The sequence below is a fragment of the Achromobacter sp. MFA1 R4 genome (assembly GCF_900156745.1).
Taxonomy (GTDB): domain Bacteria; phylum Pseudomonadota; class Gammaproteobacteria; order Burkholderiales; family Burkholderiaceae_B; genus Achromobacter.
Window position 1 is genome coordinate 5,913,881 of record NZ_LT707065.1, and the last position, 26,806, is coordinate 5,940,686.

Genomic DNA, 26,806 nt, shown 5'->3' on the forward strand with positions numbered 1-26,806 from the left:
GATGGGCTGATGAGCTGATGGGCTGTCGGAGTCAGTAGCCGCGCGTCAGGTCCACCGCGTTGGCCAGGGCTTGGCCCTGCCCGAGGCGGCGGATATTGGCCACGACCTGCTCGGCCACGGTGGCGGGCGCCGGCATGGTGGCCATGTGCGGGGTCACGATCACGCCGGGCGTGGACCACAGCGGATTGGCCGAATCCAGCGGCTCCTGGGCAAACACGTCCAGGACCGCCCCGCGCAATTGCCCGCCGGCCAGCGCGTCGATCAGGTCCGCCTCGACCAGGTGTTCGCCGCGGCCGCAATTGACCACCGCCGCGCCTTGCGGCAGGGCGTCGAACGTGCGCCGGTTCAGGATGCCGCGGGTGGCGCGGGTCAGCGGCACCAGGCACACCAATATGTCGGTGTTGGCAAGAAACGCCTCGAAAGCGCCCTCGCCCGCATAGACGCGCACGCCCTCGATCTGCCGGGGCGTGCGCGACCACCCATTGACGGCATAGCCCAGCCCCGGCAGCACGGCGGCGATCGCGCCGCCCAGCTCGCCCAGGCCCATCAGGCCGACCCGGCATTGCGAGGCGGGTGTCTGCGCGGGACGGTGCCAGCGCGCGGCGCGCTGGTTGGACAGCGCCAGATCCAGTCTGCGATGGAAGGTCAGCACGCACCACAGCACGTACTGCAGCATCCCCTGCGCCAGTTGCGGATCCACCACGCGGCAGACCGGCAGCCCGCGCGTGCGCTGGCCGTCCAGCAGGTTGTCCACGCCGGCGGCGATGCTGTGGATCAGTTTCAGGTTGGGCATGTCGTCATACACGCCCTCGGGCGGATTCCAGCACACCGCCACGTCGGCCTGCAGGCTGCGCGGGTCGGGCCAGACGGCAACGTCCAGCTCGGGCGCCAGGCCCTGCAACAGGGGCTGGAAGTAGGAAAGATTGGCCGACCGGCTCAATAAGGCAACGCGTGTCATCGCCGTCTCCTTCAAGCGCCGGCCAGGGCCAGGCCGGGCGCGCAGCGGCTGCCCAGCCCTTCCTTGCCGGGGATGGCGGCCAGCAGTTCCTGGGTGTAGGCGCTGCCCGGCCGCGTGAAGATCTGTTCGGCGGGGCCGATCTCCATGACGCGGCCGCGCTGCATCACCGCAATGCGATGGCACAGCCTGGCCGCCACGCGCAGGTCGTGGGTGATGAAGATCATGCTCAGGTTCAACTGCGCGCGGATCCGTTCCAGCAGATCCAGGATCTGGGCCTGCACGGACACGTCCAGCGCCGACACCGCCTCGTCGGCAATCAGGATCTCGGGCTCCATCATCAGCGCCCGCGCGATCGAAATCCGCTGGCGCTGGCCCCCGGAGAACTCGTGCGGGTATCGCTTGAGCGCGCTGTCGTCGATGCTGACCAGCGCCAGCATGTCGCGCATCCGCGCCTGCACGCGCGCCGGATCCTCGCCGTAGTTCAGCGGTCCCTCCGAGAGCGTCGCTTCGATGGTCAGGCGCGGATTGAACGAGCGGTAAGGGTCCTGGAACACCATCTGGATGCGTTTGCACCACTGCCGCCAGGCCGCGCGGGACAGGTGCGACACATCTTCGCCGTTCATGACGATGCGCCCGGACGTGGGGCGCGCGAAGTGCGCCAGGCAACGCCCCAGCGTGGTCTTGCCCGACCCCGATTCGCCGACGATGCCCAGCGTTTCGCCACGGGCCAGGGACAGCGAGACGCCGTCCAGCGCGTTGACCTCGCGGCGTTTGGCGCGCAACAGGCTGGACGTCACGAAGCGCATGCCCAGGTTCTCGACCGAGATGACGGGGTCGCCGTCGGGCAGGAGCGCGCCGGCGCCGAACTGCCCCCGGGGCACGGCGTCGATCAGCTTGCGGGTATACGGATGCTGGGGATTGGCCAGCACCTCGTCGGCAGCGCCGGTCTCGACGATGCGGCCGTGCTGCATCACGATCACCCGGTCCGCGATCTCGGCCACCACGTCGAAGTCGTGCGTGATGAACAGGATGCCGGTGTCGTGGCGCTCGCGCAGGCCGTGCAGCAGGCGCAGCACCTGGGCCTGGGACGTCACGTCCAGGGCGGTGGTCGGTTCGTCGGCAATGATCAGCGCCGGCTCCATCGCCAGCGCCATGGCGATCATCACCCGCTGGCGCTGCCCCCCCGACAACTGGTGCGGAAAGGCGTGGCGCAGCGTCTCGGGCGAAGGCAGCCGCATGTCGGCCAGCAGGGCCAGCACGCGCTGGTCGACGTCCCGGCGCGACAGCGACGGACCATGGAACTGGAAGATCTCGGCGATCTGCTCGCCCACCTGCATCAGCGGGTTCAGGGCCGTCATCGGCTCCTGGAAGATCATTGCCATCCGGTCGCCCCGCAGGGCGCGCAGTTCGGCCAGGGAGGCGTGCGTGATGTCCCGGCCGGACAGCAGGATCTGGCCACTTTCGAGCGTCAGCGCATGCTTGGGCAGCAGGCCCATGACGGCGCTGGCCGTGACGGATTTGCCAGAGCCGGATTCGCCGACGATGCATACGATTTCGCGCGGATTGACGGTAAGCGCGATGCCCTCGGCGGCATACCGCCGGTCGCCGGCGCCGGGCAGTCTGACCTTCAGGTCGCGGATTTCCAGGATGGGTGTGGAAGACATCGGCTTCAGCCCTTGCGTTGGCGCGCCATGCGCGGGTCCAGGCGGTCGCGCAGCGCGTCGCCGAACAGGTTCACGGACAGGATCAGCAGCGCCAGGAAGACACCCGGAAACAGGACGATCCACGGCGCGCGCTGGAAGAACGCGCGACCCTCGGAAATGATGCTGCCCAGGCTGGGGATCTCGGGCGGAAAGCCCAGTCCCAGGAATCCCAGCACGGCTTCGATCAGGATGGCCGACGCGCAGATGAACGTGGCCTGCACCACCAGCGGATTGATCGTGCTGGGCAGGACGTGGCGCCACAGCACGCGCCACGTCGGGGTGCCCATGCCAAGCGAGGCTTCGACATAGGGCTCCTCGCGCACCGACAGCACCACGCTGCGCACCAGCCGGGCCACGCGCGGAATCTCCGGAATGGCGATGGCCGTCACCATGGTCGGGATGGTCGCCCCGCCCAGGGCCACCATGGCAATGGCCAGCAGCAGGCCGGGAATGGCCATGATGCCGTCGATGATGCGCATGACCACCGCGTCGAGCCTGCGGAAGTAGCCTGCCAGCAGGCCGAGCAACAGACCGGCGCACACCGAGATCACGCTGACCAGGGCGGCCAGCGTGATCGACAGGCGTCCGCCGTACAGCACGCGCGAGAACAGGTCGCGGCCCAGCGAATCGGTGCCCAGCAGGTATTCCAGGCTGACCGGCTTGAGCCGCATCCGGGGAGCCAGCGTGGCCGGATCGTGCCAGGTGATGAGGGGCGCCAGCATCGCCAGCCCTACCAGGGCCACCAACAGCGCGAGGCCGGTGAACATCAGCGGATCGCGCGTCAGCGCGGGCCAGAACGAGCGGGGTCGGTCCAAAACGGTTGTGTTCATGTCCGGCCTCAATAGCGGATGCGCGGATCGAGGACCACGTAAAGCAGGTCGATCGCCAGGTTGATGAAGACATACACGAACGAAAAGAACAGGATCGTGCCCTGCACCACCGGATAGTCGCGCGCCAGCACGGCGTCGACGATCAGGCGCCCGACGCCCGGAATGTTGAAGATGGTTTCGGTGACGACCACGCCGCTGATGAGCGTGGTGAGCGCCAGGCCGATGACGGTCACGATGGGCACCGCGGCGTTGCGCAAGGCATGGCGATACAGGACATAGCGTTCGGGCACCCCCTTGGCGCGCGCCGTGCGCACGAAGTCCTCGCCCAGCACTTCCAGCATGCTGCCCCGCGTGATGCGGGTGATCAGCGCCACGAACACCGTCGCCAGCGTGATGGTCGGCAGGGCCATGTGGTACAGAAACGTGCCAAAGCCCGAGGCCAGCTCCGCGTAGCCCTGCACCGGCAGCCAATTGAGCTTCACCGAAAACACCAGGATCAGCAGATAGCCGACCACGAACGCCGGCACCGAGAACGCCAGCACCGTCAACGCCAGGGTGATGCGGTCGAACAGGCCCTTGTGCCACCACGCCGAGAAGACCCCCAGCGGAATCGCGGCGCAGATGGTCAGCAGGATCGCGCAGATCGCCAGCGCCATCGTCGGGCCCAGCCGCTGGCCGATCAGGGTCGCCACCGGGTCCTTGGAAATGATCGAGGAACCCAGGTCGCCCTTGAGCAATGCGCCCATGGCCAGCAGGTACTGCGTGGGCAGCGGTCGATCCAGGCCCATTTCGGCGCGGACCTCCGCCACGGCCTGCTCGCTGGCCATGTCGCCGGCGATGACGCGGGCGGGGTCGCCCGGCGCCAGCCGCAACAGCAGGAACACCACGGTGGCCACCACCAGCATCACGGGGATGGCGGCCAGCACGCGCTTGAAGATCAGGTTGAGCATGATGGAGATCCCCTTGCGCTACTTGGGCGAGGTCCAGAAGAGCGGAATCGGCGCGTCGACCAGATCGGCGAACTTGGCGTTGTATCCCTTGAACTTGGAATACCCGCCCAGCGGCACATACATCACCTGCTCGTAATTGCGGCGCTGGATCGCCAGGGCCAGTTCGCGGCGCTCGTCCTCGCTGCGGGCGGCGGCGAAGCGGTTGCGCAGGGAGTCCATGACCTCGTCGTGGGTCCAGCCGGGATAAGTGGTGCCGGCGCGCCCGTCCAGGTTGGGATTGCCCACGGCCGAGATCAGGTCCAGGCTGGACATGTTGGACTGGAAGATGCTCCAGCCGCCTTCGTCCACGCCCTCCTTTTTGCTGCGGCGGCTGAGCAGCGTGGCCCAGTCCATCGACTGGATCTCGACGTTCATGCCGATGCTGCGCAGGGCCTGCGCCGTGACGGGCGCGATGTTGGCGAAGATGGGCAGGTCGGTCGGATGCAGCACCACGACCTTTTCACCGGCATAACCGCTTTCCTTGAGCAGCTTGCGGGCGTGCGCCAGGTCCGGCGCCTTGATCTGCGTGGCGCCTTCCTCGGACGCATAGGGCGACACGCAGGTCAGGACCGCGCCGCACACCTGGTAGACCTCGGGGTCACCGATCTGCGCATCCAGGTAATCCTGCTGGTAAAGGGCCGCCAGCGCCGCCCGCCGCACCTTCACATTGTTGAAAGGCGCCTGCAGCCAATTCATCCTCAGGGTGAACATGTTGGAGTTCTTGCCATAGGATTTCAACGCGATGCCCTTGGCGTCCTTCAACTGCGGCATCAGATCCGGCGGCACATCCTCCAGAAAGTCGATCTCGCCGTTACGCAGGGCATTCACCGCTGTCTGGCTGTCCGGGATGTTGACCAATTCCAGCCGGTCGACCTTGGCGACCTTGCCGCCCGCGAACGCGCTAGCGGGTTCCTTGCGCGGCACGTAGCCGGCGAACTTCACATAGGTGGCCTTTACGCCCGCCTGGAAGTCAGCCTGCACGAATCGATACGGGCCCGATCCCACGGTCTCGGTAATTGCCTGGGAGGCCGGCGCGGAGGCGATGCGCTTGGGCATGATGAAAGGCACCGGCGAGCTTTCCTTTGCCAGCGATTCCAGCACCAGGCCATAAGGGGTCTTGAGCTTCAGCGTGAAGGTGTCCGCGCCCGACGCGGCCAGCTCCGCCGTGGCGTTCTTGAGCCGATTGCCGATCGTGGCATCGCCGGCCTCCCAGCGCTGCAGGGACGCGACCACGTCGTCGGCCGTCACCGGCGCGCCGTCATGGAAGACCAGCCCCGGACGCAACTTGAAGGTATAGGCCATGCCGTCTTCAGATACCGTCCACGAGTCCACCATCTGCGGCTGCGGACGGCCCGCGGCATCCATGGAGAACAGCGTGTCGTACACCAGATAGCCGTGGTTGCGCGTTACATAGGCCGAGGTCAGGATCGGGTCCAGCACGCGCAGCGGCGCATGCATCACGAACTTGGCGGAGGTCTCGGCCTGGCTGGCGGTGGGCGCCGCAGCCAGCGGGCCCGCCACGGCCAGGAACATGGCTGCGGAAAACATAAAGGATCGTTTCATTTCTTCCCCTTGTGTGATTTGGTACGGCGCCGCCGGATCGTGCCGGCGGACCGCGATGCCGATCAGGGCAGCAAGATCTGCCGCCCCGCCCACGGAGCGGCCCGCTCCAGCTCGGCTGCCATGCGCAGGACCTGGTCCTCGCGCCCGAAGTGCCCGATCAACTGGCTTGCCACAGGCACTCCCGATTCCGTCCAGTCCAGCGGCAGGCTGGCTGCCGGCTGGCCCGACGCATTGATCACCGCCAGAAAGGTCGCGTAGCGCGACACCTTTTCGCGGAACGCCCAGAACTCCCCTTCCAGCGCCAGGTCGCCCAGCTTGGCGGGCAGTTGCGCCAGCGTGGGCGTCAGCACCAGGTCGAAGCCGGTCATGGCCGACTCGATGGCGCGTCCAATCGCGTGGAAGCGGTTGATCGAATCGACGTATTGCGTGGACGACAACTCGCGTCCGATCGACAGGCCATCGCGGATGACCGGTTCCAGGTCGTCGTCGCGCAAGGTGCGGCCGCGAATGGCCAGCCTGGCCTGCACGGCCAGCACGATATTGGTGGCCAGCACCGTGCCATGGGCGCGGACGAATCCGGAATAGTCCAGGTCGGGCAACGGCGCTTCCACGACCTCGTGGCCCAGCTCCTGGCACAGGCGGGCCGTCCGCTCGACGGCGGCAAGGCATTCCGGGGCAATGGGAATGCCATTCCAGGCCTGCCGCCACAACGCGATGCGCAGCGGCTCGCGGCGCTGCTCGCGCACCGAATCCAGATAGGAACCCGGCGCGGGCGGCGCGGCGTATGGCGCGCCCGGGGCGTAACCGCCGATGCCATCCATGGCGGCCGCGGTATCGCGCACGCTGCGGGTCAGCACGCCTTCGCAGGCCATGCCGCCCCACCCTTCGCCACGCGCCGGCCCCATGGGCACGCGCCCGCGGCTGGGCTTGAGTCCGAACACGCCGCAGCAGGCCGCCGGAATGCGGATCGAACCGCCGCCGTCGCTGCCATGGGCCACCGGCACGATGCCGGCCGCCACCGCGGCCGCCGCGCCGCCGCTCGAACCGCCCACCGACCGGTCGAGCGCGCGCGGATTCAGCGTGGGCCCGCCGTTGCGGCGCGCTTCCGTGGACGGTCCCATGCACAGTTCAGATACGGTCGTGCGGGCGAAGGGGATCAGCCCCAGCGCCTCGAAACGCTCGGCCAGCGTCGCGTCGAACCCATACTCGGTGTCGTCGAACAACGCCGAACCCAGGCTGGACGGAAAGCGCCGGCTGGGCAGGCCGGAATCCTTCAGCAAGAAAGGAATGCCGCGGAACAGGCCGCGTTCGTTCCATTGTTCCGCCAGGCGGCGGCCGGTGTCGGGCTGCGCGTAGGTCAGCGCGTTCAGCGGCGAGCCGCGTTCCTCGGCCAACTGCAGCGCGCATTCCATCAGTTCCGCCGGCGTCGCCTGCCTGCGCGCAAGCAGCGCCGCCAGGTCCAACCCATCCAGCTTTTCGTATTCGTCTATCCGCATGACTTCCCTGCAAATTTGATGCGCCTGAGCGGCGGGCGCGACACGGCGCATCCGGTTCGATGCGCGATCACGGGTCAACTTTTGAAGTATTGATTAGCAATACCTACGTAGTTCATAAAAATATTCTAAGCGAGCAACTTCGCGGCGTGCAACGCAGGATTGATCAGGGATTTCCCGCGATAACGGGCGTGGGCGGCCATGGGCGGACCTATGCGGCACTAGCGGTATTGCTGAAGGCGGCGCCGCCCCCAATAATTCCCGGACCCTTGAATTCACGCCCCATCGGCGAGGAAAACGAACATGCACATCCTGGTTGCAGGCTTCCAGCACGAAACCAACACCTTCGCGCCGTCCAAGGCGGGCTACGAGAACTTCGTCCGCGGCGAGGGCTTTCCCGCGATGGTGCGCGGCGCGGATGTGCTGGGGCTGCGCGAGGTCAACATTCCGGCGGGCGGCTTCATCAATGCCGTGGAGGCCGAAGGCCACACCGTCAAGACCGTGATCTGGGCTGGCGCGAGTCCGTCGGCCCATGTGACGCAGGACGCCTACGAGCGCATCGCCGGCGAGATCCTGGACGCGGTCCGGGCGGGCGGCTTTGACGCCATCTACCTGGACCTGCACGGCGCGATGGTCACCGAGCATCTGGACGACGGCGAAGGCGAACTCCTGGCCCGCGTGCGCGAGATCGTGGGGCCGGACGTGCCGGTGGTCGCCAGCCTTGACCTGCACGCGAACGTCACCGCGCGCATGCTGCAGATGGCGGACGGACTGGTCGCGTTCCGCACCTATCCGCACGTGGACATGGCCGACACCGGCGAGCGGGCCGCGCGCCTGCTGGCCGCCCGCATCCAGGCCGGCGAGCAATGGACGCGCAGCGAACGCCGGCTGCCTTTCCTGATTCCGATCAACGGCATGTGCACCATGCTCCAGCCCTCGCAGGGCGTGTACGAACTGCTGGCGGAACTGGAACAGGCGCCCGGGATCGCGTCGATCTCGTTCGCGCCGGGCTTTCCGGCGGCGGATTTTCCGGAGTGCGGGCCGGTGGTGTGGGCCTACGGCACGGACGCCGCGGCAGTGACACAGGCGGTGGAATCGCTGTACGCCCGCGTGCAGGCGCTGGAGCCCGAATGGTCGCCCGATTTCCTGGAGCCGGCCGAAGCCGTGCGGCGCGCGCAGGCCCTGGCCGCCAGCGCCACGCGACCCGTGGTCATCGCGGACACGCAGGACAATCCCGGCGCGGGCGGCGACGCGAACACGACCGGCATGCTGCGCGCGCTGGTGCAGGCCGACGCGCAGAACGCGGCGTTGGGGCTGCTTTATGACCCCGAGGCGGTGCGCCAGGCGACGAACGCAGGCGTAGGCGCCACCGTCAGGCTCAGCCTGGGCGGACAATCCGGCGTGGCGGGCGATGCGCCGTTCGAAGGCGAATTCGAGGTCGAGGCGCTGTCAGACGGCAAGCTGCGTTTCGACGGGCCGATGATGAACGGCATGGACGTGGACCTGGGCGCGGTCGCCACGCTGCGCATCGGCGGCGTGCGCGTCGTGGTCAGCGCCGGCAAGGCGCAGATGCTGGACCGCAACCTGTTCCGCGTCGGCGGCGTGCAGCCCGAGGAGATGGGGATGCTGGTGGTGAAAAGCTCGGTGCACTTCCGCGCCGATTTCCAGCCCATCGCGCACGAAGTGTTGGTGGCCAAGGCGCCCGGCCCGATGCAGGCCGACCCCGCGGACCTGCCCTGGACCCGACTGGCGCCGGGGATGCGGGTGCGGCCGCAGGGGCAGCCGTTCGCGGCGAAGTGAGGGCTGTGGTCTGGCGGGTCGGCAGCGGCCCGCCGGGCGGCCGGATTACTTCAGCTTGCCCTGCGGGCTGACGAAGTCTTCCAACGTCAGCCCCTTTTCCTTCAGGATCGCTTCAAGCAGCGGCTGCAGCTTGCCCAGGCTTTCCTGGACGGTCTCGCGCACGGTGTCGACGATGACCTGGGTGCTGCGCTCGATCTCGATATTGACCGCGTCGCCCACCTGCTTGTCCTCGAAGACCGTCATGCGGCGCGTCTCGGGGATCAGCCAGACCTCGAACCAGCCCTCGGCGCGGTTCACTTCCGACACGGTGAGGCTGGCGCCGTTGATGGCGATGTAGCCCTTGGCGAACACGTACTTGCGAAACGCCTCGGGGATGCTGAAGCGCATCAGGCGATTGGTGTCGGAGGACTTCACCATCAGCACTTCCGACGTGAAATCGACGTGGCCCGACAGCGGATGGCCGCCGATCTCGGCGCCGTCCTTGGCCGCGCGCTCGACGTTGGCGCGGTCGCCCTCGGCGTAGCGGCCCAGCGTGGTGATGGCCAGGCTTTGCAGCATGACATCGAAGGTGGCCTGGGTTTCCGACAGGATTTCAGTGACGGTCAGGCACACGCCGTCCGTCGATACGCTGGCGCCGATGGCCAGGTCGGTGCAGAAGCCCGGGGGGAAATCCAGCGTGAACGTGCGCAGGCCCTCGCGATCCGCGATCTTTGCGATCTTCGCGGTGCCTTGAACAATACCGGTGAACATACGGATCCTGAATGCGGGGCGGCGCGCCCCGGAAGCAAAACATCAACGTTAACCGATATTTTGCCCGGGGCCGCCGCCCGTCCCGCGATCCGTATCGCGATCAGTGGCGAATGGCGATGGTCTTCAGGGAGGTGAAGCCGTAGAGCGCCTCAAAGCCCTTCTCGCGGCCATAGCCCGACTGGCGCGACCCGCCGAACGGCAGCTCCACGCCGCCGCCCGCGCCGTAGTTGTTGATGAACACCTGGCCGGCGCGCAGCTTGCGCGCCAGGCGCATCTGGCGGCCGCCATCGCGGGTCCACACGCCGGCCACCAGGCCGTAGAGCGTGCCATTGGCGATTTCCAGCGCTTCTTCCTCGGTGTCGAAGACCATGGCGGCCAGCACCGGACCGAAGACCTCTTCCTGCGCCAGGCGGCTATCCGGCGGCACGTCGCGGAACAGGACGGGCGGCTGGTAGAAGCCCGCTTCCGGCGTGCCGTCCTTCAGCTTGCCGCGCGCGGCCACTTTCATGCCTTGCGCTTCGGCCTCGGCGAGGAACCCGCGCACGCGGTCCTGCTGGCGGGCGTTGATCAGCGGGCCGACGTCCAGGTCGGCGGCGGCCGGGCCGGTCACCGTGGCCGCGAACGCGTCCGACAGGCGCTTGAGCACGGTTTCATACACGCCGCGCTGGATCAGCACGCGGCTGCCAGCCGAGCACGTCTGGCCCGCGTTCTGGATGATGGCGCCCAGCAGCACGGGCATCGCGGCGTCCAGGTCGGCATCGTCGAACACGATCTGCGGCGACTTGCCACCCAGTTCCAGCGTGACGGGCACGTGGTTTTCCGCGGCGGCGTGGGCCACCATCTTGCCCGTCTGCGGCGAGCCGGTGAAAGAGATGTGGTCGATGCCGGGATGCGCGGACAGCGCGGCGCCCGCTTCGTGGCCGTAGCCGGTGACGATGTTCAGCGCGCCCGCGGGCAGCCCCACCTCGGCGGCGATCTCGGCCAGCTTGAGCAGCGACAGGCAGGCGTCTTCGGCAGGCTTGACCACGCAGGCATTGCCCGCGGCCAGCGCCGCGCCGACGCTGCGCCCGAAGATCTGCAGGGGGTAGTTCCAGGGCACGATGTGGCCGGTGACGCCGTGCGGCTCGCGCACCGTCAGGACGGTGAAGCCCGGCGTGTAGGGAATGGTCTCGCCGTGCAGCTTGTCGACCGCGCCGGCGTAGAACTCGAAGTAGCGCGCCACGGCGGCGGCGTCGGCGCGGGCCTGCTTGATGGGCTTGCCGGTGTCTGCCGATTCAAGCTGGGCCAGTTCTTCCTGGCGGTCCAGCAGGGCAAACGCGATCTTCATCAGCAGCCGGCTGCGAACGGCGGGCGCCATCTGGCCCCACTCGCCCTCGAAGGCCTGGCGCGCGGCCTGCACGGCGCGGTCCACGTCGGCTTCGTTCGAGCGGGCCAGCGCCTCGAACGGCTTGCCATCGGACGGGTTCAGGACGGGAATGGTTTCACCGGTGGCAGCGGCCACCCATTGGTTGGCGATAAAGTTCTTCTGAGTCACGATGTGCGGAGTAAAGTAGCGGCCGAACGGCCGGTTGGGGGGATCTGCGTGTCTCCAGGCGCTTCCCGGCGGCTGGGCCGGTTGCGCCGCCGGCGCGTCGTGCGCGCGGGCGTTGTGGTTTGATGGCAAGGTACGGGAGCGCCCCGCAACTTGTCAATTGGAATGACAGCTTTTATCCCAAGCTTCGGGACATTTTTCTGAATGACCGGGTTATCCCTAATATTTCAGGGGCTTAGCGCCCCACGGGTTAGTCATGAAGGATGACAACCTGTCCCCCATCTTCAAGGAGCGCGCCTGATGAGCAACGTGCGTGACCCGCAGCTCGAATCGCTGTTGGCCGCGGCCACCCGCCCCCGTCCCGAGCTGGACGTGCTGGCGGAAGTGGCGTCCGGCCTGGGCTACGTCCGCGCCGAGCGCTTTGCCGAGCGCGTCTACGAAAGCCTCTTCTACGCGATCGCCACCGGCAAGATCGCGCCCGGCAACAAGCTGCCCACGGAGCTGGAACTGGCTGCGCTGTTCGAGGTGTCGCGCCCCGTCGTGCGCCAGGCGCTGGACCGGCTGCGCGAAGACCAGCTCGTGGATTCCATCCGGGGATCGGGCACCTACGTGAAGTCCAAGCCGGACCTGATGGGCGGCATGCCGGCAATCGACCCCGCGCGCCGGGTCGGCCACATCCTCGAAGGCCTGGAACTACGCATGGTGATCGAACCCGAGTGCGCCCACCTCGCCGCGCTGCGCCGCACCCCCGAGGATCTGCAGGAAATGGACCGCATGCTGACCGGCTACGAAGAAGCCGACGCGTCCGGCGCCATCGCCCACCATCACGACTACGGCTTTCACCGCGCGATTGCGTCCGCCACCGGCAACCAGCGCTTCGTGCAGGTGCTCAAGTCGCTGGAATACGACGTCAGCCACGCCGTGAACGTCATGCGCCATCTGGTGCACATCGAACCCTGGAAGCGCACGCGCGCGGCCATCGACGAGCATCGCCACATCTACACCCTGATCCGCGACCAGGACGCCGACGGCGCGCGCAACGTCATGCGCGCCCACATCGAAAAAGCCCGCAGCCGCATGCTCAACAGCGGCTCCGAACACTAAGCAGGAAACCGTTTCCCCATGTCATCGCAACGCCCGCAACTGAACCTGGACCAGCAACTCGTCATCGTCACCGGCGCCAGCCGCGGCCTGGGCGCCGCCATCGCCCAAGCCTTCCTGCGTGAAGGCGCCCGGGTGGTCATCAACTACCTGAACAGCGCCGATCGCGCGCAGGCGCTCGCGGCGTCCGCCCCGGATCGCGCCCTGGCCGTGCAGGCCGACGTGCGCGACCCGGCCGCCGTCGCCGCCATGGTCGCGCGCGCCAGCCAGCATTTCGGCCGGCCGGTTCACACCATCGTCAACAACGCCCTGCCCGCCTTCCAGTTCAACGGCGACGCCCGCCCCCACGCCGACACGCTGGACTGGGCGCAGATGAACGCCCAGCTCGAAGGCAGCGTGCGCGCCGCCCTGAACACCACGCAGGCCGCCCTGCCCGGCATGCGCGCCGCCGGCGGCGGACGCATCATCAACGTCGGCACCAACCTGGTCCAAAACCCGGTCGTCCCCTACCACGACTACACCGCCGCCAAGGCCGCCCTGCTCGCCTTCACCCGCACCCTGTCGCACGAGCTGGGCGCGGACGGCATCACCGTCAACATGGTGTCCGGCGGCCTGCTGCGCACCACCGACGCCTCGGCCGCCACGCCCGACGCCGTCTTCGACATGATCGCCGCCGGCACCCCGCTGCGCGAAGTCACCACGCCCGAGCAGTTCGCCGACGCGGTGCTGTTCTTCGCCAGCCCGTGGTCGCGGGCGGTGACGGGACAGAATCTGATTGTCGATGGGGGGCTGGTGAAGGGGTGATGGGCGCGTCTGGCAACCAGAAGCTGGGGAAGGAAGACTGCAGGATTTGAACGACTAACTAGCGTGCTTCCGACGGAGCAGGCGGCTGCCCCGCCTCCGTCCACAAATAATTCAGATACTCGGCGAACTCTTCGGCTTCCAGCCTGCCATCCGCAAGATAAACAACTGCGTCTTCAAGCGCGAAACTGGTAGGGATAAGAATATCCTCGCTCAATAGGTAATCGAGCGCACAGGAAAGCGCCGTGCGTTAATTTCCATCGTTAAACACATGCCCACGGGCCAAGGCCGCCGCGTAAAGAGCAGCGATGGAGAAAACATCAACCATATGGCCATATAGTTGGTGCATTTCAATGCGCTTCAATGCGCCTTCCACGCCACCCCTGCCTCCGTTAGCGAATCCGACGATCCCACCAAGTCGCTCGATGATTTCATCATGGACGGCAATGACTTGGTCCAGGTCCAGGAGCGGCATCAGCGATCTTTAAGTGCACGAAGGACTGCGCCATGATGGCGCAGAATCACCTGTACTCGCGCCTTCGTCCTATCCTTGGCCTGTTCCTTGGTCGTCGGTGTGAAGGTGTCGCCCACCGTCAGCGACTTGGGAAGTATCGCCGCGCGGCTCGTCGTCTTGGCTTGTTTGACAATGTCTTTGTAATACGAAATCGAGTGCTTGAAATCTGACATTTCTCTCTCTCCAGTAGCGGAGCCATGACGAAAATGTACTTGATTCCTACACCCCAGGGCAACGTAACTGCTTCCCGCTCGGCGGCGTCGGAATAGGCTTTCGACGCATCACTCGCTGGTTCTCGCGAAGGCAAGGCATCGTAGGGGCGCGGTATCATTCCGCTTCCGTAGGAAATGGCTGCGCCCACCCGCCCTCGCTCTCATGCGGAGCCAGAGGCCTTGATCCAGAATAAGACGGCCGGAAAGCCGCATACACGAACGAACTACCAACAACATGAAACTCGCCACCTGGAACGTCAACTCCCTGAACGTGCGCCTGCAGCAAGTGCTGGACTGGCTCGCCGCCAACCCCGTCGACGTGCTGTGCATCCAGGAGCTCAAGCTCACCGACGACAAGTTCCCCGAAGCGGCGTTCAAGGAAGCCGGCTACCACGCGGTCTGGGCCGGCCAGAAGACCTACAACGGCGTCGCCATCATTTCGCGCGTGCCCGGCACGACCATGGTGCGCAACATCCCCGGCTATGAAGACGCCCAGCAGCGCGTGCTGGCCCTGACTTTCCCCAGCCCCGAGGGCGATGTGCGCGTCGTGTGCGCGTACTGCCCCAATGGCCAGTCGGTCGGGTCGGACAAGTACACGTACAAGCTGGAATGGTTCGAAGCCATGCGCAAGTGGCTGGCCGACGAGATCAAGCAGTTCCCGCGCCTTGCCGTGCTGGGCGACTACAACGTCGCGCCGGCCGACGAGGACGTGCACAACCCCGAGAAGTGGGAAGGCCAGGTCCTGGTGTCCGAGCCGGAGCGCCAGGCGCTGCGCTCCCTGCTGGATCTGGGCCTGACCGACTCGTTCCGCCTGTTCGAGCAGCCGGAAAAGTCGTTCAGCTGGTGGGATTACCGCCAATTCGCCTTCCGCCGCAACGCCGGCCTGCGCATCGACCACGTGCTGCTGTCCGCCCCGCTGGTCAAGCGCTGCGTCGCCTGCGTCATCGACAAGGAACCTCGCCGCAACGAGCAACCGTCCGACCACGCGCCGGTCATTGCGACGCTCGAGTTCGCCTGACGCGGCGATGCGCCGGAACGTGTTGCGCAGGCCTACTGAATTCCTGTATATTTCTGGTCTTGCTTGATTTGGGGCGGTAGCTCAGCTGGGAGAGCGTCGCGTTCGCAATGCGAAGGTCGGGAGTTCGATCCTCCTCCGCTCCACCAAATTCCAGACAGAAAAGCCTTGGACCTTGTGGTCCAGGGCTTTTTTGTTTTTGCGTCCGATTTTCTGGGCCTTGGCGTCGCTCGGTTGCTGTCAGGAGCACAGAATCAGTTCACGCAAACTCGACCATCAACCAGGTTCGTGACAAGTCTCCCGCCAGGTCGATGGATTTTGAATGATCGTTCTTGATGCCAACGTCATATCGGAAGCCTGGAAGCCGCAACCCGCTGGTCAGGTCGTGCGTTGGCTGGATGCCCAGAGCGCCGAAACGCTCTATGTATCGGCCGTCACGATCGCGGAACTACGTTTCGGCTTGGCCGCCATGCCCCAAAGCAAGCGGCGCGATCACTATGGCCGACTTTTGGAACAGGCGCTGTTGCCCGCATTTTTCGGCCGCGTCCTCCCGTTCGATCTGGAGGCGTCGGGCGCCTATTCCCACCTGATGGCCAAGGCGCGCAAAGCGGGCAAGACCATCAGCCCCGCCGACGGCTACATCGCAGCCACGGCTGCGGCACGTGGCATGATCGTCGCCAGCCGAGATACGGGCCCCTTCGAGGCGGCCGGCGTTGCCACCATCAACCCCTGGAACGACACATAAGGACGCGAGCATCTGTCCGCCCCCTCGGTAACAGGGGCGGCACCGTCTTCGACAGACGGCCCGCGCTGCCTCAAACCCTGTCCTGATCCAGCCTGCGCACTGCCGCGCTCAGCGTCGCGAAATCGAATTCCTTGCGCCCGCGCAGCACCAGACGGATCAATAGCGTCACCACCACCGGCACAAATGCCGCCAGCAGGAACGATTCCAAGAGGAATACCGGCTTGTCCCCCGGCGCGGGAAAGAAGAACAGCCCGGCGATCAGGCCCGCGATCGTGGCGGCCGTGGCGGTGAAGCCGTCGTGCTTGCGGCTGAACAGGCCGTAGAACACCGGAAAGGCGGCGGCCGAGCACAGCAGGTCGGCCAGCAGGAACAGGTACAGCACGCTGTAGCCCTGCGAGGCCACGATCATGACGGGAATCGCCATCAGCAGCACCAGCCAACGCGCCAGGCGCTTCATGGTCGCGCCTTGGGCATGGGGCATCAGGCGGCGCAGGTCGACCGCGATGATGCTCGTCACGGCGCTGATCGCGGTATCGGCGGTGCTCATGACCAGGGCCAGCCCCAGGGGAATCAGGGCGATGACGAACCAGACCGGGGCGTTCGGCATGATGACGCTGAACAGCGCGATCGAACTATCGCCCGCGGGCGCGAGCGCGACGAACGCCAGGCCAAACAGGCCCATCAGGAAAATGAACGGCGCCACCAGCGCACCGCCCAGCAGGAAGCCATTGCGCATGGTGCGCGCATCGCGCGCGGCGTAGATGCGCTGCCAGTTGCCCTGGTGGAAGATGCCGGTCAGCAGGATGGCGACGAAGAACGTCAACCCCGCCTTCACGCCGACCGGATCGGTCAGGTCCAGCAATTGCGGCGCCTTGGCCTGCAGCGCCTCGATGGTGGGCGTGGCGCCCCCCGCCACCTGCCAGCCGAAGAAGCACAGGATGACCAGCAACGGCACGATGATCATCATTTGCACCTGATCGGTGAAGATGGACGACCGCAGCCCGCCATAGGTGGTGTAGAGCAAGGTCGTGCCCATCACGATCGCGGCCGTTGCCCACAGCGGCACGGGGGCCAGCATGGCAACCAGCTTGGCGATTGCCGTGATCTCGGCCGACAGCGCGATGAACAGGTAGAACAGCATGATGAAAAGCGCCAGCCCGTACATGGGCCGGCCGTAGCGCGCCATCAGGAATTCGGTCAGCGTGTGACCGTGCGGGATCAGTTCGCGCATGCGCCGTCCCAGCGGGATCATGACCAGGCGCGGCGACATCGATCCCAGCGCGTAGCCGATGACCGCCGCCAGCCCGCCCCACGTGGCCGCCTGGGCGGGCGAAAAGAGAATCCAGGCGCCCAGTGTGGAGGCCATCAGGGTCAGGATCGTGCCGAAAGACCCCTGGCTGTTGCGCGCCACGATGTAGTCCTCCAGCGTGCCGCGCTTGCGGCGCGTATAGAGCACGCTGGCGATGGCAAAGCCGCCGGAAAACAGCAGCAGCCACATCAGGGCGGTGGTTTGGGTCAGCATGAAAGTCGGTCCTCCGGCGGACGGCCTAAAGCCGGACGCGCAACGCTGCGGCCCGCCGTGCGGAGGGCCGAATGATGAATGGAATCAGGGAGGGCGCGCGAGACTTGCGGAGTCCTTCCCTTCGCCGGCATTACCCGGATCAGGTTCAAAGGGTTACCGCGTTGGCGCGGAATCTCAGCCCGTACAGGGCTCCCCCAGGAATTGCCGCAAGGTTAGGAGAGCGGCGCGGCGATGTCAACGCGGCACGCCCGGGGCGCGCGGCCGCTGGCGCACGCCCGCGTGGCGGTTTTATGCTAAGTTCGCCCGCTTGCGGCGCCCGCGGGCGGGCAGGAAAACGCCCAGGCGCCCAGGCGCCACGCCCCCGCCATCGCTGCCGCCCCGACGACGCAACCGACGAGCCGATCGCCATGATGCACCTGAACCTGTTCATTTTCGGCTGCGGCCACCACCGCGCGGCCTGGCGCCACCCCGACTCGGCGGCCGAGCGCCTGGGCGACATCCGCTACTACGAGGAACTGGCCCGCACGGCCGAGCGCGGCAAGCTCGACGCCATTTTCTTTGCCGACGGGCAGTCGATGGATAACATCGGCGATGGGCCGCGCTGGTATCTGGAACCGCTGACCACCATGGCGGCCATCGCACGCGCCACCACGCACATCGGCCTGATCAGCACGGTCTCCAGCACCTTCTTCACGCCCTTTCACGCGGCACGCATGGTCGCCTCGCTGGACCACATCTCGGGCGGCCGCATGGGCTGGAACGTGGTGACGTCGATGTTCGACGCCGAGGCGCGCAATCACGGCTACGAATCCATGCCGGACCACGACTGGCGCTACGCCCGCGCCGAAGAATTCGTCGACGTCGCGCTGCGCCTGTTCGATTCCTGGGAAGACGACGCGCTGGCCATTGATCGCGCGGGCTTCTATGGCGTGCCCGACCGCCTGCACAAGATTCATCACCATGGGGCGCATTTCCTGGTCGACGGCCCCCTGACCGTGCCGCGCCCGCCTCAGGGCCACCCGGTGCTGTTCCAGGCCGGCGCCTCGGATCAGGGCCGCGATCTGGCGGCGCGGCGCGCCGAAGCCATCTACGCGGTGGCCTACGACCTGGCCGCAGCGCAGTCTTATTACCGCGACATCAAGCAGCGCGTGCGCGCCGCGGGCCGCGATGCCTTCGTGCCCATCATGCCGGGACTGGTGACCTACGTGGGCTCGACCGAAGCCGAGGCCCGCGCCAAGCAGCGCGAACTGGACGAACTGCTGCCCAGCGACGCCTCGCTGCGCCAGTTGGGCATGTTCGTGCTGCAGGACTGCACCGGCTGGGAACTGGATGCGCCCGTGCCGCCCCTGCCCCCCTTGGCCGAATTCACCGGCCCCAAGGGCCGCTACGCCACCATCCTGCGCATCATCGAAACCGAACAGCTCACCGTGCGCCAGTTGCTGGGCCGGCTGGCGGCCGGCGGAGGCCACTGCACGATGGTGGGCACGCCCGAGCAGATCGCGGACCGGATGGAGCAATGGTTCAGGAACGAAGGCGCCGACGGCTTCAACCTGATGCCGCCGTCATTGCCGGGCGGCATCGACGACTTCGTGGAGCAGGTGGTGCCCGTGCTGCAACGGCGCGGGCTGTTCCGCACCGAGTATGAACATCGCACGCTGCGCGGCCACTTGGGGCTGGAAAGGCCGCAACGCTGAGCCGTGGCCCGGGCTTCATTATTGCCGTTCCAGCAATAGATCGACCCACCAGGCCCCATATTTGTATCGCCGCGCGGTCGCTAGAATCGTCCGGGCGGCGGCGCGGGGTTCGGCTCAGGCGTTGCGTCCGCTACCCCACAGTCGTATCCCTGGTTTTTTGAATGCAATCCTTCCTGGAATTTCTTGCGCACGGCCTGTTTCATTTCAGCATCTGGCAGATCGTCCTCTTCACGCTCGCGGCCACGCACATCACCATTGCGGGCACCACCCTTTACCTGCATCGCAGCCAGACCCATCGCGGCGTGGATTTCCATCCCGCGGTCGCCCACTTTTTCCGCTTCTGGCTCTGGCTGACCAGCGGCATGAAGACCCGCGAATGGGTCGCGGTCCACCGCAAGCACCACGCCAAATGCGAACGCGAAGGCGATCCGCATTCGCCCGCGGTGTATGGCGTGATGCGCGTGTTCCTGCGCGGCGCCGACCTGTACCGCGTCGAGGCGTCCATGGCGTCCACGCTGGAACGCTACGGCCGCGGCACGCCGGACGACTGGCTGGAGCGCAATGTCTACACCCCCCACAGCACCTGGGGCATCCTCATCATGCTCGTCATCGACCTGCTGGCGTTCGGCGCCCTGGGCCTGACGGTGTGGGCCGTTCAGATGGCGTGGATCCCCTTTTGGGCGGCGGGCGTGGTCAATGGGCTGGGGCACTTCGTCGGCTACCGCAATTTTTCCAGTCCGGACGCCAGCACCAACCTGTCGCCCCTGGGCCTGGTGATCGGCGGCGAGGAGCTGCACAACAACCATCATGCGCATGCGACCTCGGCCAAGTTCTCCAGCAAGTGGTATGAGTTCGACCTGGGCTGGATGTATATCCGCATTCTCCAGGCACTGGGCCTGGCCAAGGTGCGCCGCGTGGCGCCCAAGCGCGTGCTGCGCGACCGAACGCAGGCCGGCCTTGCGGCGGACCTGCGCACGCTGGAGGCGGTGCAGACCCACCGTTACGACGTGATGCGCCGCTTTGGCGCGCTGCTCAAGCAGACTGCCTTGCGCGAACTGCGCGAGCGCAGGAAGGTGGACGCGCGCGCCACGCTCAAATGGCGCCGGTCGGTGCTGCGCAAATTTCTGTTGCGCCAGGAAGCGCTGCTGAGCGAGCCCCAGCGCAGCCAGCTGGACTCCGCGCTCAGCGGGATGGAGCAGTTGCAGCGGCTGGTGGACATGCGGCAGGCGCTGGCCCGACTGTGGGAAAGCTCGTCCGCAAGCAGCGACCAGTTGCTGCAGCAACTGCGCGCGTGGCTGACACAGGCCAGCGGCAGCGGCATCACTGGCCTGACCCGATTTGCGCGGGACCTGTCGCGCTACGCCTGAGCGCCGCCGCGGGCGGGCCGGCGCGGAAGAGGCAACCCGTCAGCCAGCCTGGGTGGCCGGCTTGGGCGCGTCATCGTCAAGCTGCGTCTGGTCAGCCGTTGCCGGCCTGCGGGCCCGCGTGGCGCACCAGTCGTAGAGGACAACGCCGGGACGGCGCACCAGCGCCATGACGACACCCATGGCCGCCAAGGCGCCGACAACCCAGAACAGCCAGGCCGTCATCGCGGCCTCCGGCATGGACAGGCGCGCGCGCAGGCCGTGCGACGGCTGCCGGCAACGGCGGTCACGGACGCAATGCAAAAGGCGTAACTGGAGGGATGCGACAAGTCAGGATGCAACATCGGCCCGGGGCTGGCCCCCGCGTCCGACTGAACGAGGTAAGCAGTCATGATTCGGTCTTGCAAGACCGCTGCAACGCGTAGCCAGGCAGCCACGCCATTGCGAAATGAGTTTCAACACCGCAATGTACTCCACATTACCTGGTTACAGCAGCCAGCCAAGCCCGTTTCGGACCTTTTCGGACAAAAGGGAGGGCTGTTCACACGTTCGGATATTTGCCGATGATTTCGAGCACACCGTTGATGACGAACTGCACTCCCATGCACACCAGCAGGAAGCCCATGACGCGCGAAATGGCTTCGACGCCGCTCTTGCCGATCACCGCCACGATCCGGCCCGCCCAATGCAGGCAGACCCAGAACAGCACGCCCAGCAGCGAAAACACGATGACCGGCGTCACGGCCACGACCCACCTGGCGTAATCGGGCGCGATGGCGGTATCCACGGACGAAGCGCCGCTGATGATCATGGCGATGGTGCCTGGCCCCGCCGTGCCCGGCAGCGCCAGGGGCACGAACGCGATGTTGGGGCTCTGGCGCTCGAGCGCGTCGGCCGCCGCCTCGGCTTCCAGCGCGCGCGGCTGGTCCGAGGGGAACAGCATGCTGAAGCCGATGGTCACCACGATGAGGCCGCCCGCGATGCGCAGGCCCGGAATGGAGATGCCAAAGGTATTCATCAGCAGCGCGCCGGCGTAGTACGTCACCAGCATGATGCCGACCACGTAGAACGCCGCCTGGGTGACCTGGCGTTGCCGCTCCTTGAAGGGAATCTGCTGGCCCAGCGACAACAGGAGCGTCATGGAGGTCAGCGGATTGGCCAGCGGCAGCATCAGCGCAAGGCCCAGGCTGACCAGCTTGGCCAGTTGGATCAGTTCATCGGTCATGGAGGCTCGCTAGAGTGGGCGCGGCATGCGCCCGCACAATCGGACCCCGGCCGGCGGGGTGCGCCACGCGCCTCTACCTTACCAGCCTTTGCGCGTCATTCCCCCGGCGGATGCCAGCGGCGCGCGGCCAGCGCCAGCAAGGCCTCGTCGGCGCCTGCCGCCGCAACCAGATGCAGGCCGACCGGCAGGCCGTTCACCCAGCCCGCCGGCAGGCTGATGGCCGGCAGCCCCAGCACATTCCACGGATTGGTCAGTCCCAGCAGGGTCTCGCGCACGCCGGCGCTGCCCGGACCGGCCACGCTGCGCTGCTGCAGCGCGGGCGCGGTGATGGCCACGGCAGGCATGGCCAGGACGTCGAATTCCTGGAACAGGCGCGCGAACTCCGCCTGCAGCCGGGTTCGCTCCTTCAGGGCGCGTACGTATTCCCAGCCCAGCACCCCGCGCGACGCGCGCAGGCGCTCCAGCACTTCCGGGTCGAATTTCTCCGGCTGGCTGTCGACGCGTTCGGCGTGCACTTCGTAGGCTTCGGCGCGCTGGATGGCGCCCAGCGCGGTTTGCAGCGCGCGCGCATGGCGGGTGACCTGCGGGGCCTCGTTCAGCGGGCCGCCGGCCAGGCGCTGCGCCGCTTCGCGCACGCAGGCCGTGACCGCCGCATCGTCCATCGCGAATGGCGCGTTGGGCACCCAGGCCACGCGCGGCGCGTCATCGCCGCCAGCCGTTGGGGCGATGGCGCCCGCGCTCATCGCCAGCATGAACATTTGCGCGTCCTGCACGCAATTGGCCAGCACGCCGGGATCTTCCAGCGTGGGCGACAACGGGAACACGCCCTCGGACGCGATGCGGCCATGCGTGGGCTTGAAACCGACCAGGCCGCACAGCGCGGAGGGCACGCGCACCGAGCCGCCGGTGTCGGTGCCCAGCGCCACCGGCACCATGCCCGCGGCCACGGCGGCGGCGCTGCCCGCGCTGGAGCCGCCGGTGATCTGGCTGGTCCGCCAGGGATTGCGCGAGGCGCCCTGCGCGCTGCGGTCGCCGGTGGGACCGTAGGCGAATTCGTGGGTCAGCGTCTTGCCCACGACGATGGCGCCGGCCTCGCGCAGCAGCGCCACGCAACGCGCGTCCGCCCCCGGACGGTGGCCCAGGAAGTGGGCCGCCCCCATCGTGGTGGGCATGTCCGCCGTATCGACGTTGTCCTTGATGGCGACCGGAATGCCGTGCAGGGGCCCGCGGACCCTGCCCTGCGCCCGTTCGGCGTCGCGTTCGCGCGCCGCGGCCAGCGCGGCGTCGATATCAACGTGGACGAAGGCGTTCAGCTGCGGATTGAGCCGTTCGATCGCCGCGCCGGCGTGGCGCACCAGGTCCTGCGCGGTGAGGCCGCCTTCAGTCATGGCCTGCTGCAGTTCGGCGATGGTGCGGCCACGGAAGAAGCCGGGCTCGACGGCCAGCGGAGGGACGGAAACACTGCGGTCGGTCATTTGGCGGCTCCAGGTTGCAGCGTCGGGCGGGCGGGCATGCGGGGCCCGACGCCGGGACGCACCTGAAGCATAGCGAACATGCCGACCGCGGTGGCGACCGATGCCGCGATGAACATCACTGAATAACCGTGGCGGGCGGTCAGGTAGCCGGTCAGCGTGGGCGCCAGGATGGACGCGATATTGGCGAAAAAGTGCATCAGGCCGCTGAAGGTGCCGACGCGGTTGGAGGGCGCGGTGTCGATCACCACGGCCCAGTAGACCGAGTTGGGCAAGGCGTTCAGCGCGTTGGCCAGCGTCATGAGGGCGATCACGGCGAACACCGACTGCGCCTGCGACACCAGCAGGAAGCACAGCGTGGTGGCCAGCAGGCACCCCGCGGCGAACCAGCTGCGCGCGACTTTCAGGCTGCCCGTGCGCTTGAACAGCAGGTCCGAAATGCGGCCGCCCAGCAGCACCGTGAAGCAGGCGCCCACCCACGGGATCATGCCCATGTACCAGAGCGAGGACAGGCTGTAGCCAAAGTTGTCCTGCAGGTACTTGGGCGTCCAGGTCAGCAGCAGGAAGTTCACGTACATGAACGAGAAATAGCCCAGCGTGTTCAGCACCAGCGTCTTGCTGCGGAAAAAGCTCCACCAGGGCAGCGCCGGCGCGTCGGGCGCCTCGGCGGCGGCGGCAGACTGCACGCGCGACGCCTGGATCTCTGCCAGTTCCTGCGGGGAAACGCGGGGATTGGTTTCGGGGCGGTCGGTGAAGATGCGCATGAAGAACACCAGCACGACCAGCCCTGCCCCGCCCAGCACGAAGAACATGGCGCGCCAGCTGTCGGTCAGCGTCAGCAGGCCCACGGCCACCGGCGCGGTCAGCAAGGCGCCCAGCGGCGTGCTCAGCAGGCCAAAGCCCACCACGAAGCCGCGTTCGCGCGTCGTGGCCCAGTTGGCGATGGTCTTGTTGATGATCGAATACGCCGGCCCCTCGGCGGCGCCGAACAGGATGCGGATGGTGGCAAAGCCCGCCAGCGCGGACCCGCCCAGGAAGGCCAGGCCGAAGTCCCCCGCCCAGGCGGTGGCGATTTCGAAGAGCGACCATGCGATGCCGGCCACGATCCAGACCTTGCGCGGGCCGTAGCGGTCGGACAGCATGCCGCCGAACAGCGCGCCGACCATGTAGCCGTAACCGAAGTAACCCAGCACCGAGCCCCACTCGCCCCGGTCCAGGCCGTATTCCCCGGTGATGTGCGCGGCGGCATAGGACATGGCGCCGCGGTCGATGTAGTTGATCAGCGCCAGCAGCACGACCATGGTGAAGATCCGGTACCTGAACCGGGAGTTCTGGCTTTCAGTTGTCATAGCGTTTCGATCCAATCGGTTTACCCAAACGTTTGGGTCGGGCAATGCTACGGGGTAAAAAACCAAAAATCGATTCGGTGTAAACCCTAGGTTGCCGCCATGCGCACCCCTGCGCTATTTCCGCGTGTATCCTCCAGCCCCATGAACAAAACGCGCCCCGTCACCCTGCAAAGCCTGGCGCGGCAGCTCGGTTTGAACGTTTCGACCGTGTCGCGGGTCCTGAACGGATCCGAAGACGACGCGCGCGGCGCCGCCGCGCCGGACACCGTGAAACGCATCCGGGCGCTTGCCGCCGAGTTGCACTATCAGACCAATCCCCATGCGGCCAGCCTGAAAACGCGGCGTAGCCGCACCATCGGCGTGCTGGTGCCCCGGCTGTCCGACATGGTGCTGGCCACCATCTACGAAGGCATCGACGAAGCCGCGGCCGAACACGGCTACCTGACCTTCGTGTCGAACACCCAGGACGTGCCGGACAAGCAGCGCAAGCTCATCGACATGGCCGTCGCGCGCCGCGTCGATGGCCTGATCCTGGGCGACGCGCACAGCGGTCCGGACGACGCGCCGCCCAATCCGCTGCTGGCCGACCTGGCGGCCCGCGACGTCCCGTTCGTGCTGGTCAGCCGCCATGCCGGCAGCCATTGCGCCGTCACCTGCGACGACATCGAGGGCGGACGCCTGGCTGCCGAACACCTGCTGGCCATGGGCCACCGGCGCATCGCCGTCATGATGGGCGAACCCTTCGCCAGCACGGGCCGGGACCGGTCCAATGGCTTCCTGGACTACTGCTCGCGCCACGGCGTGGAGGTTCCGGCGCACTGGCGCATCGCCAGCCCCTTCGACACCGATGCGGGCCGGGCGCTGGGCGCCCGGCTGCTGGACACGGCCGACCGCCCCACCGCCATCTTCGCCGTCAACGACTTCCTGGCCGTTGGCGTGATGGGCGCCGCGCGCGACCACGGCCTGGAGGCGGGCCGCGACGTCGCCATCGTGGGCTACAACGACACGCCGCTGGCGGGCGCCCTGCCCATCGGCCTGACCACCATTCATTCGCCGATGCACCAGATGGGCCGGCTGGGGCTGGAGTTGCTGCTGCAGAAGCTGGCCGGCGGCCAGCCGCCAAGCCAGCGGCTGGCGCCTTGGCTGGTGGTGCGCGACAGCAGCAACCGCAGGATTGCGGGCTGAGGCGCGCCGGGGCTCCCCCGCCCATTGCATCAGCGGGGCTGATCATCAACATCCATTAAACTGATGCAAAACGCGCGGCGGGCCGTGCTGCCTAGCATACGAACGTCCGCCGTCCGCGGCGGTGCCGCGGCGCATCGCCCTTGCCATTGCCCTTGCCACCCCGGAGTTTCCCTTTGAGCGACCTCTATCACTTCAGCCGCGGCGCCGCGCCGCTGCTGATCTCCATTCCCCATCTCGGCAGCCAGATTCCCGACGCGCAGCGCCCGCAGATGACGCCGCTGGCCCTGCAGTCCGGCGACACCGACTGGCACCTGGACACGCTGTACCGCTTCGCTGAGGCGCTGGGCGCGTCCGTGTTGGGCGCGCGCTACTCGCGCTATGTGGTGGACCTGAACCGCCCGCCCAACGATGAAAGCCTGTACCCCGGCCAGACCAAGACCGGCCTGTGCCCCACCCAGACGTTTCGCGGCGAGGCGCTGTACCAGGACGAGGCCGTGCTGACGGACGCGGAACGCGCGCACCGCCTGGACGCCTACTGGAAGCCCTACCACGCCAAGCTGCGCGAAGAACTGGGCCGCATCAAGGCCGAGCACGGCACCGTGCTGCTGTGGGAAGCGCATTCCATCGCCAGCGTGCTGCCGCGCCTGTTCGAGGGCAAGCTGCCCGACCTGAACATCGGCACGTCCGACGGCGCCGCCTGCGCGCCCGACATCCTGGCCGCCGTGCAGGCCCGGCTGGACGATTGCAAGGACTACACCTGGGCCGTCAACGGCCGCTTCAAGGGCGGCTACATCACGCGCCATTACGGCGCGCCGGCCGACAACGTACACGCCATCCAGCTCGAGATGTGCCAGTCCACCTACATGGACGAGACCCATCCGTACGGCTATCGCCCCGACCTGGCCGACAAGGTCATTCCGGTGGTCGAAGGCATGGTGACGGCCGCCTTGCGCCAGACCGTCGCGCGTCCGCGCTGACACCCCGCGCCGA

At 67.2% G+C, this 26,806-nt stretch carries 24 protein-coding genes, 1 tRNA gene and 1 riboswitch; of the genes, 10 read left to right on the forward strand and 15 right to left on the reverse strand.

The annotated features are described in order from the left end of the window. Positions 1-31: 31 nt before the first annotated feature. From BXA00_RS27060 to BXA00_RS27085, 6 genes are all read right to left on the reverse strand, one after another. Positions 32-958 (reverse strand): glyoxylate/hydroxypyruvate reductase A, encoded by a 927-nt coding sequence (locus BXA00_RS27060; RefSeq protein WP_076521441.1) that lies wholly within the window; start codon positions 956-958, stop codon positions 32-34. 11 nt (positions 959-969) lie between these two features. Continuing rightward, positions 970-2,622, reverse strand: coding sequence for an ABC transporter ATP-binding protein (locus BXA00_RS27065; protein ID WP_076521442.1), 1,653 nt, complete (start codon positions 2,620-2,622; stop codon positions 970-972). 5 nt (positions 2,623-2,627) lie between these two features. Continuing rightward, positions 2,628-3,491 (reverse strand): ABC transporter permease, encoded by an 864-nt coding sequence (locus BXA00_RS27070; RefSeq protein WP_076521443.1) that lies wholly within the window; start codon positions 3,489-3,491, stop codon positions 2,628-2,630. Positions 3,492-3,499: 8 nt separating this feature from the next. After that, positions 3,500-4,441 carry an ABC transporter permease gene (locus BXA00_RS27075; RefSeq protein ID WP_076521444.1) on the reverse strand — a complete coding sequence of 314 codons (942 nt, stop codon included), beginning with the start codon at positions 4,439-4,441 and terminating at the stop codon, positions 3,500-3,502. Positions 4,442-4,459: 18 nt separating this feature from the next. Beyond that, positions 4,460-6,043, reverse strand: a complete 1,584-nt coding sequence (locus BXA00_RS27080) for an ABC transporter substrate-binding protein (RefSeq protein ID WP_156902876.1) — start codon at positions 6,041-6,043, stop codon at positions 4,460-4,462. Positions 6,044-6,105: 62 nt separating this feature from the next. Then, positions 6,106-7,539 carry an amidase gene (locus BXA00_RS27085; protein ID WP_076521447.1) on the reverse strand — a complete coding sequence of 478 codons (1,434 nt, stop codon included), beginning with the start codon at positions 7,537-7,539 and terminating at the stop codon, positions 6,106-6,108. A 300-nt stretch (positions 7,540-7,839) separates the two neighbouring features. Here BXA00_RS27085 and BXA00_RS27090 point away from each other — a divergent pair, with 300 nt between their 5' ends. Next, the gene (locus tag BXA00_RS27090; protein ID WP_076521448.1) at positions 7,840-9,336 is read left to right on the forward strand and encodes a M81 family metallopeptidase; all 1,497 of its coding nucleotides are present in this window, start codon (positions 7,840-7,842) and stop codon (positions 9,334-9,336) included. Positions 9,337-9,381: 45 nt separating this feature from the next. On the opposite strand, the gene BXA00_RS27095 is transcribed toward BXA00_RS27090, so the two are convergent. Both BXA00_RS27095 and BXA00_RS27100 read right to left on the reverse strand, forming a co-directional pair. Beyond that, a complete protein-coding gene (locus tag BXA00_RS27095; protein WP_076521449.1) occupies positions 9,382-10,086 on the reverse strand; it encodes a riboflavin synthase subunit alpha in 705 nt (234 codons plus the stop codon). A 100-nt stretch (positions 10,087-10,186) separates the two neighbouring features. Continuing rightward, entirely contained in the window at positions 10,187-11,623 is a 1,437-nt protein-coding gene (locus BXA00_RS27100) for an aldehyde dehydrogenase family protein (RefSeq protein ID WP_172805928.1), read from the reverse strand. Between the two features lie 294 nt (positions 11,624-11,917). Here BXA00_RS27100 and BXA00_RS27105 point away from each other — a divergent pair, with 294 nt between their 5' ends. After that, a complete protein-coding gene (locus BXA00_RS27105) occupies positions 11,918-12,721 on the forward strand; it encodes a FadR/GntR family transcriptional regulator (RefSeq protein WP_076521452.1) in 804 nt (267 codons plus the stop codon). Between the two features lie 18 nt (positions 12,722-12,739). Beyond that, on the forward strand, positions 12,740-13,522 hold the full coding sequence (locus BXA00_RS27110; RefSeq protein WP_076521453.1) for a 3-oxoacyl-ACP reductase: 783 nt from the start codon (positions 12,740-12,742) through the stop codon (positions 13,520-13,522). A gap of 247 nt (positions 13,523-13,769) precedes the next feature. Here BXA00_RS27110 and BXA00_RS29320 read toward each other — a convergent pair whose 3' ends face one another. Both BXA00_RS29320 and BXA00_RS27120 read right to left on the reverse strand, forming a co-directional pair. After that, positions 13,770-13,994, reverse strand: coding sequence for a Fic family protein (locus BXA00_RS29320; protein WP_231952162.1), 225 nt, complete (start codon positions 13,992-13,994; stop codon positions 13,770-13,772). Then, on the reverse strand, positions 13,994-14,206 hold the full coding sequence (locus tag BXA00_RS27120; protein WP_076521454.1) for a hypothetical protein: 213 nt from the start codon (positions 14,204-14,206) through the stop codon (positions 13,994-13,996). Before BXA00_RS27120 ends, BXA00_RS29320 begins: the two co-directional genes overlap by 1 nt. 274 nt (positions 14,207-14,480) lie before the next feature. Between BXA00_RS27120 and xth the strand changes: the two genes are divergently transcribed. The 3 genes from xth (at position 14,481) to BXA00_RS27135 (ending at position 16,005) form a co-directional block, all read left to right on the forward strand. Then, a complete protein-coding gene (xth, locus tag BXA00_RS27125) occupies positions 14,481-15,263 on the forward strand; it encodes an exodeoxyribonuclease III (RefSeq protein ID WP_076521456.1) in 783 nt (260 codons plus the stop codon). A gap of 70 nt (positions 15,264-15,333) precedes the next feature. After that, positions 15,334-15,409 (forward strand) — tRNA-Ala (locus BXA00_RS27130). Positions 15,410-15,582: 173 nt separating this feature from the next. Next, positions 15,583-16,005 carry a type II toxin-antitoxin system VapC family toxin gene (locus BXA00_RS27135; RefSeq protein WP_076521457.1) on the forward strand — a complete coding sequence of 141 codons (423 nt, stop codon included), beginning with the start codon at positions 15,583-15,585 and terminating at the stop codon, positions 16,003-16,005. A 70-nt stretch (positions 16,006-16,075) separates the two neighbouring features. Here the strand turns inward: BXA00_RS27135 and BXA00_RS27140 are convergent, their stop codons facing one another. Further along, positions 16,076-17,527, reverse strand: a complete 1,452-nt coding sequence (locus tag BXA00_RS27140; RefSeq protein ID WP_076521458.1) for a sodium:solute symporter family protein — start codon at positions 17,525-17,527, stop codon at positions 16,076-16,078. Positions 17,528-17,626: 99 nt separating this feature from the next. Then, positions 17,627-17,733: riboswitch (TPP riboswitch) on the reverse strand. Positions 17,734-17,934: 201 nt separating this feature from the next. Here BXA00_RS27140 and BXA00_RS27145 point away from each other — a divergent pair. Together BXA00_RS27145 and BXA00_RS27150 are read left to right on the forward strand one after the other, a co-directional pair. Then, positions 17,935-19,221: an LLM class flavin-dependent oxidoreductase gene (locus BXA00_RS27145; protein WP_076521459.1), complete on the forward strand. Its 1,287-nt coding sequence runs from the start codon at positions 17,935-17,937 to the stop codon at positions 19,219-19,221. A 161-nt stretch (positions 19,222-19,382) separates the two neighbouring features. Then, positions 19,383-20,588, forward strand: coding sequence for a fatty acid desaturase (locus BXA00_RS27150; RefSeq protein ID WP_076521460.1), 1,206 nt, complete (start codon positions 19,383-19,385; stop codon positions 20,586-20,588). 39 nt (positions 20,589-20,627) lie between these two features. On the opposite strand, the gene BXA00_RS27155 is transcribed toward BXA00_RS27150, so the two are convergent. The 4 genes from BXA00_RS27155 to BXA00_RS27170 all read right to left on the reverse strand — a co-directional run bounded on the left by BXA00_RS27155 (position 20,628) and on the right by BXA00_RS27170 (position 24,631). Continuing rightward, on the reverse strand, positions 20,628-20,810 hold the full coding sequence (locus BXA00_RS27155; protein WP_156902878.1) for a hypothetical protein: 183 nt from the start codon (positions 20,808-20,810) through the stop codon (positions 20,628-20,630). Between the two features lie 316 nt (positions 20,811-21,126). Continuing rightward, entirely contained in the window at positions 21,127-21,810 is a 684-nt protein-coding gene (locus BXA00_RS27160; RefSeq protein WP_076521463.1) for a MarC family NAAT transporter, read from the reverse strand. Positions 21,811-21,905: 95 nt separating this feature from the next. Then, positions 21,906-23,285: an amidase gene (locus BXA00_RS27165; RefSeq protein WP_076521464.1), complete on the reverse strand. Its 1,380-nt coding sequence runs from the start codon at positions 23,283-23,285 to the stop codon at positions 21,906-21,908. Beyond that, entirely contained in the window at positions 23,282-24,631 is a 1,350-nt protein-coding gene (locus BXA00_RS27170) for an MFS transporter (protein WP_076521466.1), read from the reverse strand. Before BXA00_RS27170 ends, BXA00_RS27165 begins: the two co-directional genes overlap by 4 nt. A 141-nt stretch (positions 24,632-24,772) precedes the next feature. Between BXA00_RS27170 and BXA00_RS27175 the strand changes: the two genes are divergently transcribed. Further along, positions 24,773-25,816 carry a LacI family DNA-binding transcriptional regulator gene (locus tag BXA00_RS27175; protein WP_076521467.1) on the forward strand — a complete coding sequence of 348 codons (1,044 nt, stop codon included), beginning with the start codon at positions 24,773-24,775 and terminating at the stop codon, positions 25,814-25,816. Positions 25,817-25,989: 173 nt separating this feature from the next. Next, complete coding sequence (hutG, locus tag BXA00_RS27180; RefSeq protein WP_076521469.1) at positions 25,990-26,793, forward strand: N-formylglutamate deformylase; 804 nt, start codon at positions 25,990-25,992, stop codon at positions 26,791-26,793. Positions 26,794-26,806: the final 13 nt, after the last annotated feature.

What these genes read in the sequence shown, in the direction of transcription:
- BXA00_RS27135 (WP_076521457.1), top strand. Translation starts at nt 15,583, where the DNA reads ATGATCGTTCTTGATGCCAACGTCATATCGGAAGCCTGGAAGCCGCAA.
- BXA00_RS27170 (WP_076521466.1), bottom strand. Translation starts at nt 24,631, where the DNA reads ATGACAACTGAAAGCCAGAACTCCCGGTTCAGGTACCGGATCTTCACC.
- BXA00_RS27160 (WP_076521463.1), bottom strand. Translation starts at nt 21,810, where the DNA reads ATGACCGATGAACTGATCCAACTGGCCAAGCTGGTCAGCCTGGGCCTT.
- BXA00_RS27075 (WP_076521444.1), bottom strand. Translation starts at nt 4,441, where the DNA reads ATGCTCAACCTGATCTTCAAGCGCGTGCTGGCCGCCATCCCCGTGATG.
- xth (WP_076521456.1), top strand. Translation starts at nt 14,481, where the DNA reads ATGAAACTCGCCACCTGGAACGTCAACTCCCTGAACGTGCGCCTGCAG.
- BXA00_RS27150 (WP_076521460.1), top strand. Translation starts at nt 19,383, where the DNA reads ATGCAATCCTTCCTGGAATTTCTTGCGCACGGCCTGTTTCATTTCAGC.
- BXA00_RS27105 (WP_076521452.1), top strand. Translation starts at nt 11,918, where the DNA reads ATGAGCAACGTGCGTGACCCGCAGCTCGAATCGCTGTTGGCCGCGGCC.
- BXA00_RS27080 (WP_156902876.1), bottom strand. Translation starts at nt 6,043, where the DNA reads ATGAAACGATCCTTTATGTTTTCCGCAGCCATGTTCCTGGCCGTGGCG.
- BXA00_RS27070 (WP_076521443.1), bottom strand. Translation starts at nt 3,491, where the DNA reads ATGAACACAACCGTTTTGGACCGACCCCGCTCGTTCTGGCCCGCGCTG.
- BXA00_RS27140 (WP_076521458.1), bottom strand. Translation starts at nt 17,527, where the DNA reads ATGCTGACCCAAACCACCGCCCTGATGTGGCTGCTGCTGTTTTCCGGC.
- BXA00_RS29320 (WP_231952162.1), bottom strand. Translation starts at nt 13,994, where the DNA reads ATGCCGCTCCTGGACCTGGACCAAGTCATTGCCGTCCATGATGAAATC.
- BXA00_RS27110 (WP_076521453.1), top strand. Translation starts at nt 12,740, where the DNA reads ATGTCATCGCAACGCCCGCAACTGAACCTGGACCAGCAACTCGTCATC.
- BXA00_RS27090 (WP_076521448.1), top strand. Translation starts at nt 7,840, where the DNA reads ATGCACATCCTGGTTGCAGGCTTCCAGCACGAAACCAACACCTTCGCG.
- BXA00_RS27065 (WP_076521442.1), bottom strand. Translation starts at nt 2,622, where the DNA reads ATGTCTTCCACACCCATCCTGGAAATCCGCGACCTGAAGGTCAGACTG.
- BXA00_RS27120 (WP_076521454.1), bottom strand. Translation starts at nt 14,206, where the DNA reads ATGTCAGATTTCAAGCACTCGATTTCGTATTACAAAGACATTGTCAAA.
- BXA00_RS27165 (WP_076521464.1), bottom strand. Translation starts at nt 23,285, where the DNA reads ATGACCGACCGCAGTGTTTCCGTCCCTCCGCTGGCCGTCGAGCCCGGC.
- BXA00_RS27085 (WP_076521447.1), bottom strand. Translation starts at nt 7,539, where the DNA reads ATGCGGATAGACGAATACGAAAAGCTGGATGGGTTGGACCTGGCGGCG.
- BXA00_RS27155 (WP_156902878.1), bottom strand. Translation starts at nt 20,810, where the DNA reads ATGACGGCCTGGCTGTTCTGGGTTGTCGGCGCCTTGGCGGCCATGGGT.
- BXA00_RS27145 (WP_076521459.1), top strand. Translation starts at nt 17,935, where the DNA reads ATGATGCACCTGAACCTGTTCATTTTCGGCTGCGGCCACCACCGCGCG.
- BXA00_RS27095 (WP_076521449.1), bottom strand. Translation starts at nt 10,086, where the DNA reads ATGTTCACCGGTATTGTTCAAGGCACCGCGAAGATCGCAAAGATCGCG.
- BXA00_RS27175 (WP_076521467.1), top strand. Translation starts at nt 24,773, where the DNA reads ATGAACAAAACGCGCCCCGTCACCCTGCAAAGCCTGGCGCGGCAGCTC.
- BXA00_RS27060 (WP_076521441.1), bottom strand. Translation starts at nt 958, where the DNA reads ATGACACGCGTTGCCTTATTGAGCCGGTCGGCCAATCTTTCCTACTTC.